The 13924-nt window shown below is 74.3% G+C and carries 11 protein-coding genes; 4 read left to right on the top strand and 7 right to left on the bottom strand.

Annotated elements, in window-relative coordinates; translation table 11 throughout:
* Nucleotides 1-14: 14 nt before the first annotated feature.
* From ACFVHV_RS28420 to ACFVHV_RS28405, 4 genes are all read right to left on the bottom strand, one after another.
* Nucleotides 15-1382 carry a hypothetical protein gene (locus ACFVHV_RS28420; protein ID WP_380354621.1) on the bottom strand — a complete coding sequence of 456 codons (1368 nt, stop codon included), beginning with the start codon at nt 1380-1382 and terminating at the stop codon, nt 15-17.
* Between the two features lie 60 nt (nt 1383-1442).
* Complete coding sequence (locus ACFVHV_RS28415; RefSeq protein WP_380354618.1) at nt 1443-3062, bottom strand: S8 family peptidase; 1620 nt, start codon at nt 3060-3062, stop codon at nt 1443-1445.
* A gap of 451 nt (nt 3063-3513) precedes the next feature.
* Nucleotides 3514-4011: a MarR family winged helix-turn-helix transcriptional regulator gene (locus tag ACFVHV_RS28410; RefSeq protein WP_380354615.1), complete on the bottom strand. Its 498-nt coding sequence runs from the start codon at nt 4009-4011 to the stop codon at nt 3514-3516.
* A 154-nt stretch (nt 4012-4165) separates the two neighbouring features.
* The gene (locus tag ACFVHV_RS28405) at nt 4166-5527 is read right to left on the bottom strand and encodes a DUF3533 domain-containing protein (protein WP_380354612.1); all 1362 of its coding nucleotides are present in this window, start codon (nt 5525-5527) and stop codon (nt 4166-4168) included.
* A gap of 270 nt (nt 5528-5797) precedes the next feature.
* Here ACFVHV_RS28405 and ACFVHV_RS28400 point away from each other — a divergent pair, with 270 nt between their 5' ends.
* Together ACFVHV_RS28400 and ACFVHV_RS28395 are read left to right on the top strand one after the other, a co-directional pair.
* Nucleotides 5798-6472 carry a MerR family transcriptional regulator gene (locus ACFVHV_RS28400; protein WP_359906804.1) on the top strand — a complete coding sequence of 225 codons (675 nt, stop codon included), beginning with the start codon at nt 5798-5800 and terminating at the stop codon, nt 6470-6472.
* A 45-nt stretch (nt 6473-6517) separates the two neighbouring features.
* Nucleotides 6518-7441, top strand: a complete 924-nt coding sequence (locus tag ACFVHV_RS28395) for an endonuclease/exonuclease/phosphatase family protein (protein WP_380354609.1) — start codon at nt 6518-6520, stop codon at nt 7439-7441.
* A gap of 66 nt (nt 7442-7507) precedes the next feature.
* Here the strand turns inward: ACFVHV_RS28395 and ACFVHV_RS28390 are convergent, their stop codons facing one another.
* The 3 genes from ACFVHV_RS28390 to ACFVHV_RS28380 form a co-directional block, all read right to left on the bottom strand.
* The gene (locus ACFVHV_RS28390) at nt 7508-9067 is read right to left on the bottom strand and encodes a sialidase family protein (protein ID WP_380354606.1); all 1560 of its coding nucleotides are present in this window, start codon (nt 9065-9067) and stop codon (nt 7508-7510) included.
* Nucleotides 9068-9577: 510 nt separating this feature from the next.
* On the bottom strand, nt 9578-10171 hold the full coding sequence (locus ACFVHV_RS28385; RefSeq protein ID WP_380354603.1) for a hypothetical protein: 594 nt from the start codon (nt 10169-10171) through the stop codon (nt 9578-9580).
* Nucleotides 10172-10448: 277 nt separating this feature from the next.
* The gene (locus tag ACFVHV_RS28380) at nt 10449-11993 is read right to left on the bottom strand and encodes an FMN-binding glutamate synthase family protein (RefSeq protein WP_359906815.1); all 1545 of its coding nucleotides are present in this window, start codon (nt 11991-11993) and stop codon (nt 10449-10451) included.
* 242 nt (nt 11994-12235) lie between these two features.
* On the opposite strand from ACFVHV_RS28380, the gene ACFVHV_RS28375 reads away from it, so the two are divergent.
* Together ACFVHV_RS28375 and ACFVHV_RS28370 are read left to right on the top strand one after the other, a co-directional pair.
* Nucleotides 12236-12886 (top strand): NAD(P)H-binding protein, encoded by a 651-nt coding sequence (locus tag ACFVHV_RS28375; protein ID WP_359906818.1) that lies wholly within the window; start codon nt 12236-12238, stop codon nt 12884-12886.
* Nucleotides 12887-13103: 217 nt separating this feature from the next.
* Nucleotides 13104-13883 (top strand): SpcZ, encoded by a 780-nt coding sequence (locus ACFVHV_RS28370; protein WP_380354600.1) that lies wholly within the window; start codon nt 13104-13106, stop codon nt 13881-13883.
* The last annotated feature ends 41 nt before the right edge of the window (nt 13884-13924 follow it).

Below are 13924 nucleotides of genomic sequence, written 5' to 3'. Positions count from 1 at the left end.
CACCGCCGCCCCCACTACCCGTGCGCCGCGGCGGCGGCCGCCGCGAGCGCGGCGACCTGGGGCTTGCGGATGTCGGAGTGCGCACCGGAGAACGGCTCGCCCGCCACGTTGTCGATGACGGCGGCGGCGTTCACCCGGTAGAAGGTCCCGGGCACGAAGGCGTAGTCGATGCCGCCCTCGGCCGGCATCACCCGGTCCCCGGTCGGCGCCACGGCCTGGTACCCGTCCGCGCCCATGCCGTCCCAGCGTCCGGCGACATCGGCCTCGGAGTCCTGGCGGGCGAGGAAGGACGCCTTCGGGTACCACACGCCGACGGCCCAGTCGTGGACGCTGTAGGTGGAGACGAGCGGACCGCGCACCCGGTCCGCGAAGGCGTTCAGCGCGCCCGCGCTGCCGAAGGGGTTGTCCTGGGCGTGGGCGAAGGACCAGTGCGAGAACGCCCCCTGGATCAGCAGGAGCGAGGCGACCGGGCTGTCGGCGGGGGCGCCGACGCCGGCCAGGGCGAAGGAGACCAGCCGGGCACCGAAGCTGTGGCCGAGGAGGTGCACCCGCAGGCCGGGCGAGCGGCCGTGCAGGGTGGCCAGCAGCGGCCCCAGGCCGCCCCGGCCGATGTCGCCGGCCCGGGCCTTCATGATCGAGAACGAGAGCACCCGCAGCACGTCCTTCGCGCCGTTCACGGCGTGCTGGAACCAGTCGCCGATGCCCTGCGTGGAGGAGCCGGGCGGCGCGCTGCCGAAGGCCTCGGCGGCGGCCCGGTACGACGTCCTCGGATCGGCGTCCAGGAGCAGCGCGGTCTCGCCCGCGTCCTCGAACCCGCCGTCGGGCCCGGGCGGCGGCACCAGGGACCGGATCAACTCGTGGATCCGCCCCAGTCGTTGCTCCTTGGCCGCATCGGGCTCGGCCGCACCGGCGGCCGCCACCGCCTCGTCGATGCGTCGGCCGATCTCGGCCACCGTCCGCTGCTGCTCGGGGTCGGCGAAGCCCTTGCCCAGCGACGCGGCGATGTCCGCCCCGGAGACGGCCGCCGTTCCGGCGCTGAGGTCCAGCAGGGCGCCGTCCCCGGCCTGGGGCGAGGCGACCGCCGGTGGCGGGGTCGCCGGCGTGGGCGGGAACCAGAGCGCGGGCCAGTGGACGCCCGCGAACCCCACCGTGCCGAGGTTCGCCGCGCCGCTTCCGGCCTGCCGGATCAGCGGGAACATCGCGTCGTAGAGCTCGCGGGCGCTCTGTTCGTCCACGCCCCACCCGTGGCTGAACACGAACAGGTCCGTCACCCCCTCGGCCGTCACCTCGTCGAGGAAGTCACCCGCCGCCGGCGCGGTCAGCACCCCCTTCTCGTCGAAGGCGAGGTCCCACACGGGCTCGTCGGTCGGCAGTCGCCTCATCGCACATGACCTTTCGGATGGCCGTTCGTCGGTTCGTCCGTTCGCCGGTTCGTCGGTTCGTCATACGTTCGCCAGCATCCGCATCAGGTCCACCAGGCCCGCCCCCTGGGCGTACCGCTCCCGGCCGAGGTCGGTGGCGGAGGCGGTGAGCAGGCTCTTGACCTCCCGCGGTCGGCCGATGAACTCCGGGCGGGCGGACAGGAAGGCCGCGATCACACCGGACACGTGCGGCGCCGCCATCGAGGTGCCGGACTGCTCGGCGTACGTCAGCAGACTCTCCGGCACCGGATCCCCCGGGGCCGGGGTCAGCCCGGCGGTGGCCCGCACGTCGCCGCTGGCCGCCGAGGCGATCCACTCGCCGGGCGCCACGACGTCCGGTTTCATCCGGCCGTCGAGCGTCGGGCCCTTTCCCGAGGTCCAGGTGACGCCGAACGCGTGCGGCGCCTCCCGGTGGGTGGAGCCGACCGCGATGCAGTCCTCGGTGTGTGCCGGTTCGGTGATCGAGCCCATGACGGCCGAGGTGTTGGCGGTGTCCCGGGCCGTGCTCCGCGCACCGAAGTTGCCGGCCGAGATCACCACGACCACACCGGAGGCGACCACCTGGCCCACGGCCTGGCAGAGCGGCGACTGGCCCGCGGCGTACTGGTCGGGCCTCCACTCGCAGCCGAGGCTCATGTTGACGCCGTGCACGCGCAGCACCGCCGGGTCCACGTTGACCTCGGTCCGCAGGTAGGTCAGCGCGCGGATGACCGCGCTGGAGGAGGTCACATAGGTGCCCTGGCGGCTGAGCCTCATGACCTTGATGCTGACCAGATCGCAGTCCGGCGCCATCCCGGACAGCCGGTCCGCGCCGGCCCTGGCGACGAATCCGCCGTCCCCGGGCTCGTCCGGCGTCGCCACCCGCGGCGTCATGCCCTCCGGGGTGCAGCCCGCGATGATGCCGGCGACGTGCGTGCCGTGCCCGCTGTCGTCCACGAGCGGCGACGCCGGGTTCCGGCCCGTCGCTCCGCCGGGCGGCTGCGCCGCGGGGTCGTCCGGGTTCACCAGGAAGCTGAAGTCGCGGTGCAACCGGGTGGTCCTCCCCTGCGGCAGGTCCTCGCCCCGCCCCTCGGCCGCGAGCTCCAGCCGGGAGAAGTGCGGGTGGGCCGCGTCGATGCCGCTGTCGATGACCGCCCACACGATCCCGCTGCCGCGCGCGTCGTAGGCGCGCCAGGCGGCGTTGGCCTTCACCGTGGGTGCCGAGCGGTCGATCTGGGGGTCCAGCGGATAGTCCGGCCACACCCGGAAGATGACGGGCGGCCGCCCGGTCCGGACGGCGGACTGCCGGTCGTCCTCCACCAGCTCGCGGAGGTCCCCCAGGGAGAGGACGGTCTGGTACAGCTTCGGCGCGACCAGCGCGAGCCCCCGCGGCACCTCGGGCTGCACGTGGCTCCCCGAGGTGACCTCCACCGGCCACCACCCGCTCGACCGCCCCGCGCAGTGCTCCCAGAGCGCGTAGAACTCGTCGCGGACCGCCTGGAGTCCGCCGGGAAAGCGCAGGTTCAGCTCGATCAGCATCGGCACCTGCCGCTCCGGGTCGGCCGCGGGCTCCGCGGCCTCGCGGAGCCCGGCGCCGGGCGGGGACAGGTTGAGGTCACCCACGATGGGCGACCGGAAGGGGCTCTCCGGCTCGTACGCCATGACCGTTCTCGTCTCCGGGGCGGGCGCGGCGGCCGACCCGTCGGCGCCACCGCTCCTGCTGCGAGTGTCAGCCGGTCCCACAGCCGCTGCAACTCGCCGGTGCCCGCCCCGGCACGGGCCTCCTCCCGTGCTCGACGGCGCCCGTTCGCCCCACCGGTCCGGCCGTTTCGCCCCCTCTCCCCAGGACCGGCCGGGCAGCACGCGCCGGAACGCGGGCGCTCCCGCCGTCGCGAAGGTGACGGCGGGAGCGCAACGGCCACGGGAGTCGCGCACGAACGGGCACGACGCCGCGACGACACGACAACGCGGGCGCGACGAGGCGACGACGCGAGGGCGCGGGGGGAACGGCGTGCGCCGGGCCGGTGGAAGCCGAGCGCGGAGCGGGTCACGGCCGGGCGGTCGGCGGGCCGCCGGTTCGCCAGGGCGGCGAGGGTCCGCGCCGCGAGTTCGGTCAGAGCTGCCGACCGGTCCGGGGGGTGCCGGTGTCGCCTTCGAGGAGGTGTTCCAGCCTGGTGAGCAGGCCGGCGAGGGCGCGGTGTTCCCCGTCGTCGAGCCCGGCCATCAGCCGCTGTTCCATCAGGCGGTGCCGGGCGATGACCTGGTCGACGAGGCACAGGCCGCGGTCGGTGAGCCTGAGGTGGATGATCCGGCGGTCGCGTTCGTCGCGCTCGCGGGCGATCAGGCCCTTGCGTTCCAGCTGGTCCGCGCGGGCCGTCATGCCGGAGCCGGTGACCATCTCGCCGGCGGCCAGTTGTCCGGTGGTCAGGCGGTGGGAGGGCCCGGCCTGGCGTAGGACCGCGAGGACGTGGAAGTGGGCGACGGTGAGCCCGTTCTCCTTGAGGGCGGGCGCCAGGTGCCCCTTCCAGAGCGCGATGATGCGGTACATGCGGTCGAGCGGCCGTACGGGCGGGGCCGACGGGGGCGGGGGTGCGGGCGCGTCCTGGGACATGGCGGTTCTCTCGGTGGTGCTGGTTCGTCGGTTCGTCGGTTCGCGGGGTCGCCGCCGGCGGCTGTGTCGGAGGCTGCGCCCGGCGGACCGGCGGTCATGGCGCGGGTCCGGTGCCGACCCGGGGAGGGCCGGCACCGGACCCGTCACGGGCGGGTCACCCGGCCGCCGGGGCCGGCTGCGGCACGCGGGCGGGGCTGCGGTGCAGCCCCTTGCGGTCGTAGAGGCGGGTGACGGCGAGGCCGAGGACGACGGAGATCGCGAAGCCGATGCCGACCATGGCCCAGGCCCGGCCGAGTCCGGCGTCGGCCTGCGCGCCGAAGTAGAGGATGGAGCGGACTCCGTCGACCACCTGGCGGAAGGGCTCGAAGTCGGCCAGGAACCGGTAGAAGTCCGGCAGCGCCTGCAGCGGGATGGTGGCGCCGGCGGACGGGATCGCCAGGCCGACCAGCACCAGCATGGACACGATCGGGCCCGGGGTGCCGAAGGCGGCGAGCAGGGCCAGCCCGGTGATGCCCATCGCGGCCGTGGCGCAGGTCCCGAAGAGCCACAGCAGGGGCAGGTGGGAGGCGTCGATGCCGATGACGCCGACGGCGGCGACCATCGCGAGGGCCGAGGTCAGCGCCGAGAGGACGACCATGAGCACCGAGGCGACCGCGAAGTGGCGGGTCCGGCTGATGTGCTGGGCGGGCGCCGTGCTGCGGAACGGGCCCTTCTCACTGGAGATGTAGCCGAGCGCCGTGTCCACCTGGGTGTGGATCACGTTGGCGCCGAGCATGCCGCCCAGGACCAGGACGAGGGTGTAGAAGAAGGCGCTCAGGCCGAGGCCGCTGTGGTGGCCGAGCGGGTGGCCCTCCTGGATCACGGCCTTGACCGGGTCGGTGACCATCAGCTGGGCGGCGGCGCCCGGCGCGGCCTGGTGCGCCGCGGAACCGTCCGCCGCGGCCGCGCCCGCCTGGTGCGCGGCCTGCTGCTTCGCGAGCTGCTCGGTGAGCTGGTGGCCGAGCTGGACGGACGTGGCCTGGACGACGTTGCGGTTGATCTCCGTGGCCATGGAGGAGCCGAAGCTTCCGGCCGCGGGGTTGGTCAGCACCGTGATGGTCGGGGGGTGCGGGTCGTGCTGGGCCGGTCCGGCGAGTGCGGCGACCGTGGCGGAGAAGTCGTCCGGGATGACGAGCGCCCCGAACACCTTGTCCTTGCCCAGGAGGTCGTCGGCGGTGGCGCGGTCGACCTGCTTCCAGGAGACCTTGCCCTTCAGGTCGTCGGCCCCGGTGACCTGCGCGACGATCTGCGCGCCCAGGTCGATCCGCTGGCCGGCCACCTGGGTGCCGCGGTCCGCGTTGACCAGCGCGATCGGCATGTCCTTCGTCGAGCCGACCGGGTCGTTGTTGGCACCCAGGTAGAGCAGGGACAGGACGAACGACAGCAGGCCGAGGATCACCGCCGACGGCAGCCACAGGCTCTTCCTGCGCAGCAGTCCGCGGGCGCTCACGTTCGCGACACGGCTCGGCTCAGACATCACTCCTCCCGGAGTTCCGGGGCGGGGCGGGGGTCGTGGCGTGGCGCCCGGTTCCGGTGGGGCTTGGGGCTGGCATGGTGCTCCGGTTGCGGTATCGCGCCGTGACGGCGCTCCAGGTAGGGACGAACAGCCGGTTCCCGGCGTTGTGGCTGTTCAAAAGCCCAACTGGAACCTTCACTATCCAGCCCGATAGTGGCACTATCAGTGGACGGAGTCCATTCGACGGCCTGCGAGACTGATCACAGACACCGAGTCCGAGCGAGAGCGCGCATGAAGATCTCCGACCTGAGCCGGCAGTCCGGGACACCGGTCGCCACCATCAAGTACTACGTACGCGAGGGCCTGCTGCCGCCCGGACGACCGCTCGGCGCCACACTCACGCTCTACGGCGACGAACACGTCCAGCGGCTGCGGCTGATCCGCGCCCTGACCGCCCGCGGCGGCCTGTCCATCGCCGCCACCCGCGACGTCCTCGCCGCACTCGACGAGCCCCTCGACCCGCTCGCCAGGCTCGGAGTCGTCCACTACGCCCTGCCCACGCCCGTGGACGCCGCCGAGACGGAGGCCGTCGACCAGCAGGCGCACCGGGTCGACGAGCTGCTCGCCGCCATGGGCTGGAACGTCTCCGAGGACTCACCGCACCGCCGGGCCCTCGCCGCGAGCCTGATGGACCTCGACCGCCTCGGCGTCAGCTACCGCACCGAGGACCTCCTCCCCTACGCCGAGGTCGCCGCCACCGCCGCACGCCTCGACCTCGACCAGCTCGAAGGCATCAAGGACCCCCTGCGGCTCGCCGAGCACGCCGCCATCGTCGTCCTCCTGCTCGAACCGGTCCTCGCCGTCCTGCGCCGCCTCGCCCAGGAACACGAATCCCAGCGCCGCACCGCCTGGGCCCGCACCACCGAGAAGCCCGGAGAGAGCGAGAAGCCCCGGGAGAGCGACTAAGCGAGGGCGCCGATGCGGCCCGGCCCGTTGCTGTACCGTCCATCCATGATCGGCTCCGCGCTGGTGCGCCTGGCGACCTTCAACGTCCTGCACGGGCAGCGGTTCCCGGCCGACGGCCACCCGCCGGCGACGGCCTCCGGCACCGCCATCGTGCACCCGCTCGTCGACGCCGTCGCGTCCCTGGACGCCGAGGTGGTGGCGCTGCAGGAGCTCGACCGCTTCCAGGAGCGGTCGGGCCGGGTGGACCAGGCGCGGGCGGTCGCCGAGGCGACCGGTGCCGCGGACTGGCGCTACGCCTCGGCGTTCCACGCCCGGGCCCTGCCGGGCCGGACCTGGGTCCGCGACCGCTCCGAACCGGGCCTGCGGGTGTACGGTCCGCCGGGCGCGGGCCACGACGGCGAGGTTCCCTCGCACGGCATCGCGCTGCTGTCCAGGCTGCCGGTCCTCGGCTGGCGGGCCCGGCGGTTCGGCGCGCCTCCCCTCGCCGTCCCGCTGCGCCTTCCCGGGCAGGCGGGCCTCACGGTGATCCGCGACCATCCGCGCACGGCACTGGCCGCGGTCCTGCGGGGGCGGCGCGGCCCGTTCACCGCGGTGGCGCTGCACCTGTCGTTCGTCCCGGGGTGGAACGTCGGCCAACTCCTCGCCGTGCACCGCTGGATCGCCGGCCTTCCCCGGCCGCACGTGCTGCTGGGCGACTTCAACATCGTCGGCGCGATTCCCGCTGTCGCGCTCGGCGCGGCCGAGCTCCTCTCCCCGTCGAGGCCCTCGCAGCCCCGGCCGGACGGCCCGCCGACCCGGTCCGGCTGGCTTCGAGCGGCCCGGGTCCGGACCTTTCCCTCGCACCGCCCCCTGGTGCAGCTCGACCACGTCCTGGCGGCCGGGCTCGGAGCGCACCGGGCGGCTTCGGTGCGGGCGCCCAGGATGCCGGTGTCGGACCACCGGCCCGTGGTGGTCGAACTGCCGCTGTAGGCCGGGCCCGTCCTCCCGTCGGGCGGGAGGACGGGCCCGACCGGTCAGCGACCGGTCAGCGACCGGTCACCAGCTGGTCACCGGCGAACGGTGCCGCTCCCGGTCGGGCGGCGCGGTGACGACGACCGGCCCGGTAGTGGAGGGAACGGTGCCGGGCCGGACGGCGAGGCCGCCCGCGACGGCGTACATGGCCTCGTCGAAGGCCTGGCCGCCGGCCGGCGTCCTGCCGACCGCGAAGACGGCCACGGCCCTGCCGTGGAGGACGGACGTGGAGAGGTAGTCACCGACCATGCCGCCCCCGCTCGTGGCGGCGATCCGGGACACCGACATCGGGCCGGCGACGGTCCGCGGCGCACTCCAGGTGGCGCCCCCGTTGGTGGAGGAGACGAAGCCGACCTCCAACTCGCAGGTGTCGGCGGTGCAGTCGGCGTTCGGGTAGAAGTAGTAGTACAGCCCGAGCCTGGCGGTGCGACCGGCGGTGGTGCGGTCGACGCCGAGGCCGGGGATGAAGTGGTCGACACCGCTGGTGGCGGGGTCGATCGGCACCCGGGTCACGGCGGACCAGGTGGTGCCGTCGGCCGAGCTCGCGTAGACGATGTCGTTGGCCGCGCAGCCGGCCCGGAAGCGGCAGTCCTGCCAGGCGACGTAGACCCTGCCGTCGGCGTCGATCTCCGCCGAGGGCAGGCCCTCGCCGTCGCGCAGCCCGCCCGCGACCTCGTGCGCGACGACGTCGGCGACCAGGACCGTGGAGCTCCAGGACCTGCCGCCGTCGGTGGAGGTGAAGGAGCGGATCGAGGTGGTGTCGGTCGAGAAGGGGACCACGACCGTCCCGTCGGGCCGCACCAGCGGCTGGCCGCCGAGGCCCAGGTTGACGCCGGACGGGCCGGTCGGGGCGGACCAGGTGGCGCCGCCGTCCCGGGAGGCGGACATCACCATCAGGTTGTCGGAGGAGGGGATGTCGACCTCGACGTAGCAGGTGCCGAAGTACGGGCTGGTCGGAGTGTTGTCGCAGACGATCCACTCCTTGTCGTAGGCCTGGCCGTCGTGGCCGACCGCCCGCACCGGGTCCTGCCAGTGCAGGCCGTCGGCGGACCGGCTGACGGTCACACCCACCGGGTTGCGTCCCGAGTCGATGACCAGGCCGGCCACCATCCAGGTGCCGTGCCTGGCGTCGTAGGCGACCGCGGGGTCGGAGGCGCGGGCCCAACTGCCGCCGCCCCAGTGGGTGGTGAGGCCGGGCAGCATGCCGTGCTGCCAGCTGAGGCCGCCGTCCAGCGAGGTGTTCCAGCCGAGGCCGGCCGCCCCGCCGTCGGTGAACCGCCCCACCTGGGCGGCGGAGACGATCGTGCCGCCGTAGGCGAAGGTGTCGGGCTCCACCTCGGTGGCGTACTGGCTGCCGGCGCTGGTGAACGGGTCGCTGCTCACCCGGACCAGGCTCGGTCCGCCGCCGTCGACGGTCAGGGCGGTCGGGTTGGTGCCGGACGTGGCGTCGCCGGCGGCGCGGGCCGGCGGCGCGGACGCGCCGGCCGGGCTCGCGTTCCAGGCCGCGCCGGCCAGGACGAGGGCGGCCGCCGCGACGGCGGCGAACGGCCTGCGCCAGGGGGTGGGGGTGCGCGGGTGCTTCATCCGAAGCTCCTTCGCGTGGGGGGGGGGGTGGTTCGGACGACCCGGCGGGCGCGGCAGGCCGCACCTCGTGGTCCTTGCCCTTGCCCCGATGCCCGGGCTCGGGCGCGATGACGACGGCAGCCGCCGGGCCCCTCGGCGAGGTGGGGTGTCGTGATGGCCGGCGGCGCGGGAGTCGGCGGACCGCGCGAGCGCGACGATCCGTCCTCTTCCCAGGGGGGAGCGTGACACGGAACGTCCCTCCGACCGCCGGGGATCCCGGCAGGCGCAAGGGTGAAGGGCGCCCATGCGACCGTGCACACATGTTCGCAAATCGGAAGTGTGAGCCGGATCATGACATCGCACAAGATGTACGGCCGAATCTCACGGAACGACGGCTTGGGCGTTTAATCCCCCGCGGGGAACGGGAATCGGGCCCACACAAGCCCGGATCCACGTCCGCGCCCACGCTCACGGCCCCAGGTCCTCCGCCGGGTGGGCGAGGACCTGGGGCCGCAGAGCCGGTCGGGAGGGTTACGCGGGGAAGGGCCAGGTCGGGCACCACGGCCAGACGATCTGGCCGGGGAGCGGCGGGCCCCACGGCGGGCAGGCCGGGAGGGGCGCCGGGGTGGACGGGGCGGAGGTCCACAGGACCTTGCCGTTCAGGACGACCGCGATCGCGCCCTCGTTGTAGATGGCCAGCTCGGCGCCCGGGCGGCCGCCCGTCTGGCTGTTCCACAGCGGCGTGTTGGCGGCGGAGTACACGACGAGGTTGCCGTCGCCCTGCATGACCAGCACGTTGCCGTCGGGCATGGCTCCGGGGGCCACCCAGACCGGCTTGTTGTCGCGGTAGAGCACGACGTTGCCGTCGCCCTGCATGGCGAACACGACCCGGCCGTCCGGCGAGTACCAGGCCTGGTTGCGGGAGATCGCGGTGTTGCCCGGGATGCGGGTGGGCGTGGACAGCGCCGCGACCGCGGCGGGCGCGGCGGCGGGCGCCTGGGCGACCGAGGGGGCGGCCGGGGACGGCGCTGCCGCGGCGGCGTGGGCGGTCCCGGCGGTGAGGGTGGCGAACCCGACGGCGGCGACGGCCGCCAGGGCGGCGGCCCGGGTGCGGAGAGTGGTCATGGCGGGCTTGGGATCCTTCCGGACGGGGACGGCGAGCCACGGGGGCCGCCGTTCTGACGGCGCGTCAGCCTGGTCCTGCGCGCCGGGCGCCCAGGCTATGGCGGCCGTCCCGGGGGGCTGCGGCAGATCGACCGGCAGCTTCCCGGCACCCCCTCGGGTCCCGGTGGTGCCCCTCCGCCCCTCACGCCCCTCCGGCCGCCCGGCCCTCCCGTGACGACCGGTCGCCGTCACGCGAGGGCCCGGAGGCGGGTCCCGTGGAGCCGCTTCGGGCGGTGCCTCAGACCGCCGGCTTCCGGGCGGCGGCCGACTCGCCGGTGAGGAGCGCCGTGATCTCCTCGGCGAGGTGCGGGCCGAGCTCGCCCCAGCCCTCCTTGTAGCCGTAGACACCGGCGAGGGTGCGGGCCTCGTAGTCGCCGTTCATGATCTCGAAGTCGTCGGCCGTGATGAGTGCCGGGTGGGCGACGCCGACGGCCGCCGAGACCTTCATCAGCTCCCTGCGCAGGGTGCGCAGGTAGGAGGCGGCCCGGTCGGCCTTCGAGGCCGGGTCGATGCCGCGGGCCAGCCACGGGTTCTGGGTGGCGATGCCGGTGGGGCACTTGTCGGTGTGGCACTTCTGGGCCTGGATGCAGCCGATCGACAGCATCGCCTCACGGGCCACGTTGATCATGTCGACGCCCAGGGCGAAGGCGACGGCGGCGTTCTCGGGCAGGCCGAGCTTGCCGGAACCGATGAAGGTCAGCTCGTCGGTCAGCCCCAGCTCGGCGAAGGTGCCGTAGACCCGGGAGAAGCCCATCCGGAACGGCAGCGACACCGAGTCGGCGAACATCCGCGGCGCCGCCCCGGTGCCGCCCTCGCCGCCGTCGATCGTCACGAAGTCGACCCCGCGGTCGCCGCGCGCCATCAGCGAGGCCAGCTCCTGCCAGAAGCCCATCTCCCCCACCGCGCTCTTGACCCCGACCGGCAGACCGGTCTCGGTGGCGAGCAGTTCGACGAAGTCGAGCATCGAGTCGACGTCGCCGAACGCGGAGTGCCGCGACGGCGAGGCGCAGTCCCGGCCCTCCGGGATGCCGCGGATCCCGGCGATCTCGGCCGTCACCTTCGCGCCCGGCAGCATCCCGCCCAGCCCCGGCTTGGCACCCTGGGAGAGCTTGATCTCTATCGCCTTGACGGGCGCGCCGGCGACCACCTCCTTGAGCTTGTCGAGGTTGAAGGTGCCGTCCTCGTTGCGGCAGCCGAAGTACGCCGTGCCGAGCTGGAGGACGAGGTCTCCGCCGTTGCGGTGGTACGGCGAGAGGCCGCCCTCCCCCGTGTTGTGCATCGTGCCCGCGAGCGCCGCCCCCTTGTTGAGCGCCGTGACGGCCGCGCCGGAGAGCGATCCGAAGCTCATCGCCGAGATGTTCACCACGCTCGCCGGCCGGAAGGCCTTGGCGCGCCCGCGCGGCCCGCCCAGCACCTTGGCCGAGGGCAGCGCGGCCTGCGGGTCGTGCGCGTCGGGCAGCGTGCCGGCGAAGGTGCGCTGCTTCAGGTAGGCGTGCCCCTGGACGTGCTCGACGTCGACCTCGGTGCCGAACCCGAAGTAGTTGTTCTCCTCCTTCGCCGACGCGTAGATCCACGTGCGCTGGTCACGGCTGAACGGGCGCTCCTCCTCGTTGGAGGTCACGATGTACTGCCGCAGCTCCGGCCCGATCGTCTCCAGCAGGTACCGGGCGTGCCCGACCACCGGGAAGTTCCGGAGCAGCGCGTGCCGCTTCTGCACGAGGTCGCGGGCCGCCAGGAGGGCCACCGCTGTGGCGGCGGCCGCGCCGATCTTCCGGGCTTGCATGGACGTTCCTCCTCGATGTACGGCTCCACCGCCGGGCGGTGGAGCCGTCGTGTCGTACGGGGTGCGGGACGGCGGGGACACGGCCAACCGGGCAGCAGCTCCGTCGAAGAATGCGACACGATGCTAGAAGGCCGCGCCGACCCTCCTGCGACCAGGGGGTGCCAGCGCGCCTTCCCGGGCGACGAAGGCACGCTGGCTAGCGTGGTGCCTCCACCCGATGCCCGGTCCCGAGGAGACCCGCCATGGCCAAGATCGCTCTGTACGGCGCCACCGGCATGATCGGCAGCCGCATCCTGCGCGAGGCGCTGGACCGCGGCCACCACGTCACGGCCGTCGTCCGCGACCCCGGGAGGCTCACCGAGAAGCGTCCCGGCCTCACCGTCATCACCGGCGACGTCCTGGACCCCGCTTCGGTGACCGCCGCGGCCCAGGGGCAGGACGTGGTCGTCAGCGCCGTCGGCGGCAGCGACGGGCCCGGTCACATCGCCACCATCGCACCCTCCGCCGAGTCCCTGGTGGCCGGGCTGCGTCCGCTGGACGGCAAGGCCCCGCGGCTGATCACCGTCAACGGCGCCGGTTCGCTGCGCACACCCGACGGAAAGCAGGTGTGGGACGCCGAAGGACTGCCCGAGCCCCTGCTGCAGATCATGCACGCCCACGGCGACGCCCTCGACTTCTTCCGCTCCGTCCACGACGTCCGCTGGACCTGCCTCAGCCCCGCCGGACAGATCGAGCCCGGCGAGCGCACCGGCACCTACCGCACCGCCCTCGACGACCTGGTCGTGGACTCCGAGGGCAGGAGCCGCATCTCCGCCGAGGACTACGCGGTGGCCCTCGTCGACGAGATCGAGCAGCAGAACCACGTCGGCGAACGCTTCGCCGTCGGCGACTGAACCCCGCGCTCCGCCCGTGGTGTCCGCCCGGTGGCGGCGAGAGCGGGTCGGGCCGAGGTGCGGGCGGCCCCGGGAACCCCTCCCCCGCCGTGTGCGCGCCTGTACGATCTCCTCACCGGAGCGGCCGGTGAAGCTCCACTTCTCCCCCGCTCCAGCGGACTTCACCGGTTCGGCGTTCCCGCCCGGGTCGGGGACGAGCCCCTGAGGAGCAGAGCGGATGACCACTCCCGAGACCTTCGCGGCCTTCCACTCCTCCCTCGACGCCCTCGCACCGGCCCCGGTCGGGGCGGCGGGTGCGGCGGCGGCGCCGGGCGGGGGGCCGGCCGTGCCGCCCTGGCTGGCGCAGGTGTCGGAGGCGCTGTTCGAGGGCATGGACGCCGACGCCGCGCGGGCCTGGGCACGCCGTGTGCGCCGGGAGATGGAGCGGCTGAACGGCAGGGTGCCCTTCAGCGTGGTCCACGACTGGTACTGCTCCGCCGTCGGGCCGGTGCTGACCGAGGCGAGCGCACGGCGCGGCGGGTCCGTGGCGCAGCACCGGCACGTCCAGGCGCTGCACGCGGACGCCCTGGGCGGCGGTCGGATCGACGAGGGCACGTGGCGCGCGGCGCTCGAACCGGAGCTGCGGGAACTCTTCCACCACGCGTACCCGTACGCCGAGGCCCACGCGGCGGCCGCGGCCGCCGCCGGCTCCTACGCGCTGGCGAACGGCTACGACGCGGCCGAGGCCGCCCAGTACGGCGAGACCTACGCGGAGCTCAACACCACGGCCAACGTGCGGGCCCATGCCGACGCGAACGCCCTGGCCAACGCGGCCGCCGTGGCGGCCGCGTACGCGGCGGCGGACCCGGCCGCCTACGCCGCGACCTGGCCGTCCGCCCGGGTCCGCGCGGTGGTGCTGGTGCACGCCGACCGGCGGGACGAGCGCGGCGAGCGCGCCACCCGGGCGCGGCTGGCCGACGGCCTCGCCGCCTGCCTGGCCCGCGCGGAAGCCGCCTGACCCGGAGCTGAGCCCGGCACCCTGAGTCCGGCACCCGGGGT

The organism is Kitasatospora sp. NPDC127116, from assembly GCF_042677365.1.
Classification (GTDB): Bacteria; Actinomycetota; Actinomycetes; order Streptomycetales; family Streptomycetaceae; genus Kitasatospora; species Kitasatospora lactacystinica.
This window is presented reverse-complemented; position numbering and strand designations above follow the sequence as displayed.

Excerpts from the sequence above, each read along its gene's own strand:
- ACFVHV_RS28405 (WP_380354612.1), bottom strand. The coding sequence starts at position 5,527 with ATGTCTGAGCCGAGCCGTGTCGCGAACGTGAGCGCCCGCGGACTGCTG.
- ACFVHV_RS28370 (WP_380354600.1), top strand. The coding sequence starts at position 13,104 with ATGACCACTCCCGAGACCTTCGCGGCCTTCCACTCCTCCCTCGACGCC.
- ACFVHV_RS28385 (WP_380354603.1), bottom strand. The coding sequence starts at position 10,171 with ATGACCACTCTCCGCACCCGGGCCGCCGCCCTGGCGGCCGTCGCCGCC.
- ACFVHV_RS28395 (WP_380354609.1), top strand. The coding sequence starts at position 6,518 with ATGATCGGCTCCGCGCTGGTGCGCCTGGCGACCTTCAACGTCCTGCAC.
- ACFVHV_RS28390 (WP_380354606.1), bottom strand. The coding sequence starts at position 9,067 with ATGAAGCACCCGCGCACCCCCACCCCCTGGCGCAGGCCGTTCGCCGCC.
- ACFVHV_RS28380 (WP_359906815.1), bottom strand. The coding sequence starts at position 11,993 with ATGCAAGCCCGGAAGATCGGCGCGGCCGCCGCCACAGCGGTGGCCCTC.
- ACFVHV_RS28420 (WP_380354621.1), bottom strand. The coding sequence starts at position 1,382 with ATGAGGCGACTGCCGACCGACGAGCCCGTGTGGGACCTCGCCTTCGAC.
- ACFVHV_RS28410 (WP_380354615.1), bottom strand. The coding sequence starts at position 4,011 with ATGTCCCAGGACGCGCCCGCACCCCCGCCCCCGTCGGCCCCGCCCGTA.
- ACFVHV_RS28375 (WP_359906818.1), top strand. The coding sequence starts at position 12,236 with ATGGCCAAGATCGCTCTGTACGGCGCCACCGGCATGATCGGCAGCCGC.
- ACFVHV_RS28400 (WP_359906804.1), top strand. The coding sequence starts at position 5,798 with ATGAAGATCTCCGACCTGAGCCGGCAGTCCGGGACACCGGTCGCCACC.
- ACFVHV_RS28415 (WP_380354618.1), bottom strand. The coding sequence starts at position 3,062 with ATGGCGTACGAGCCGGAGAGCCCCTTCCGGTCGCCCATCGTGGGTGAC.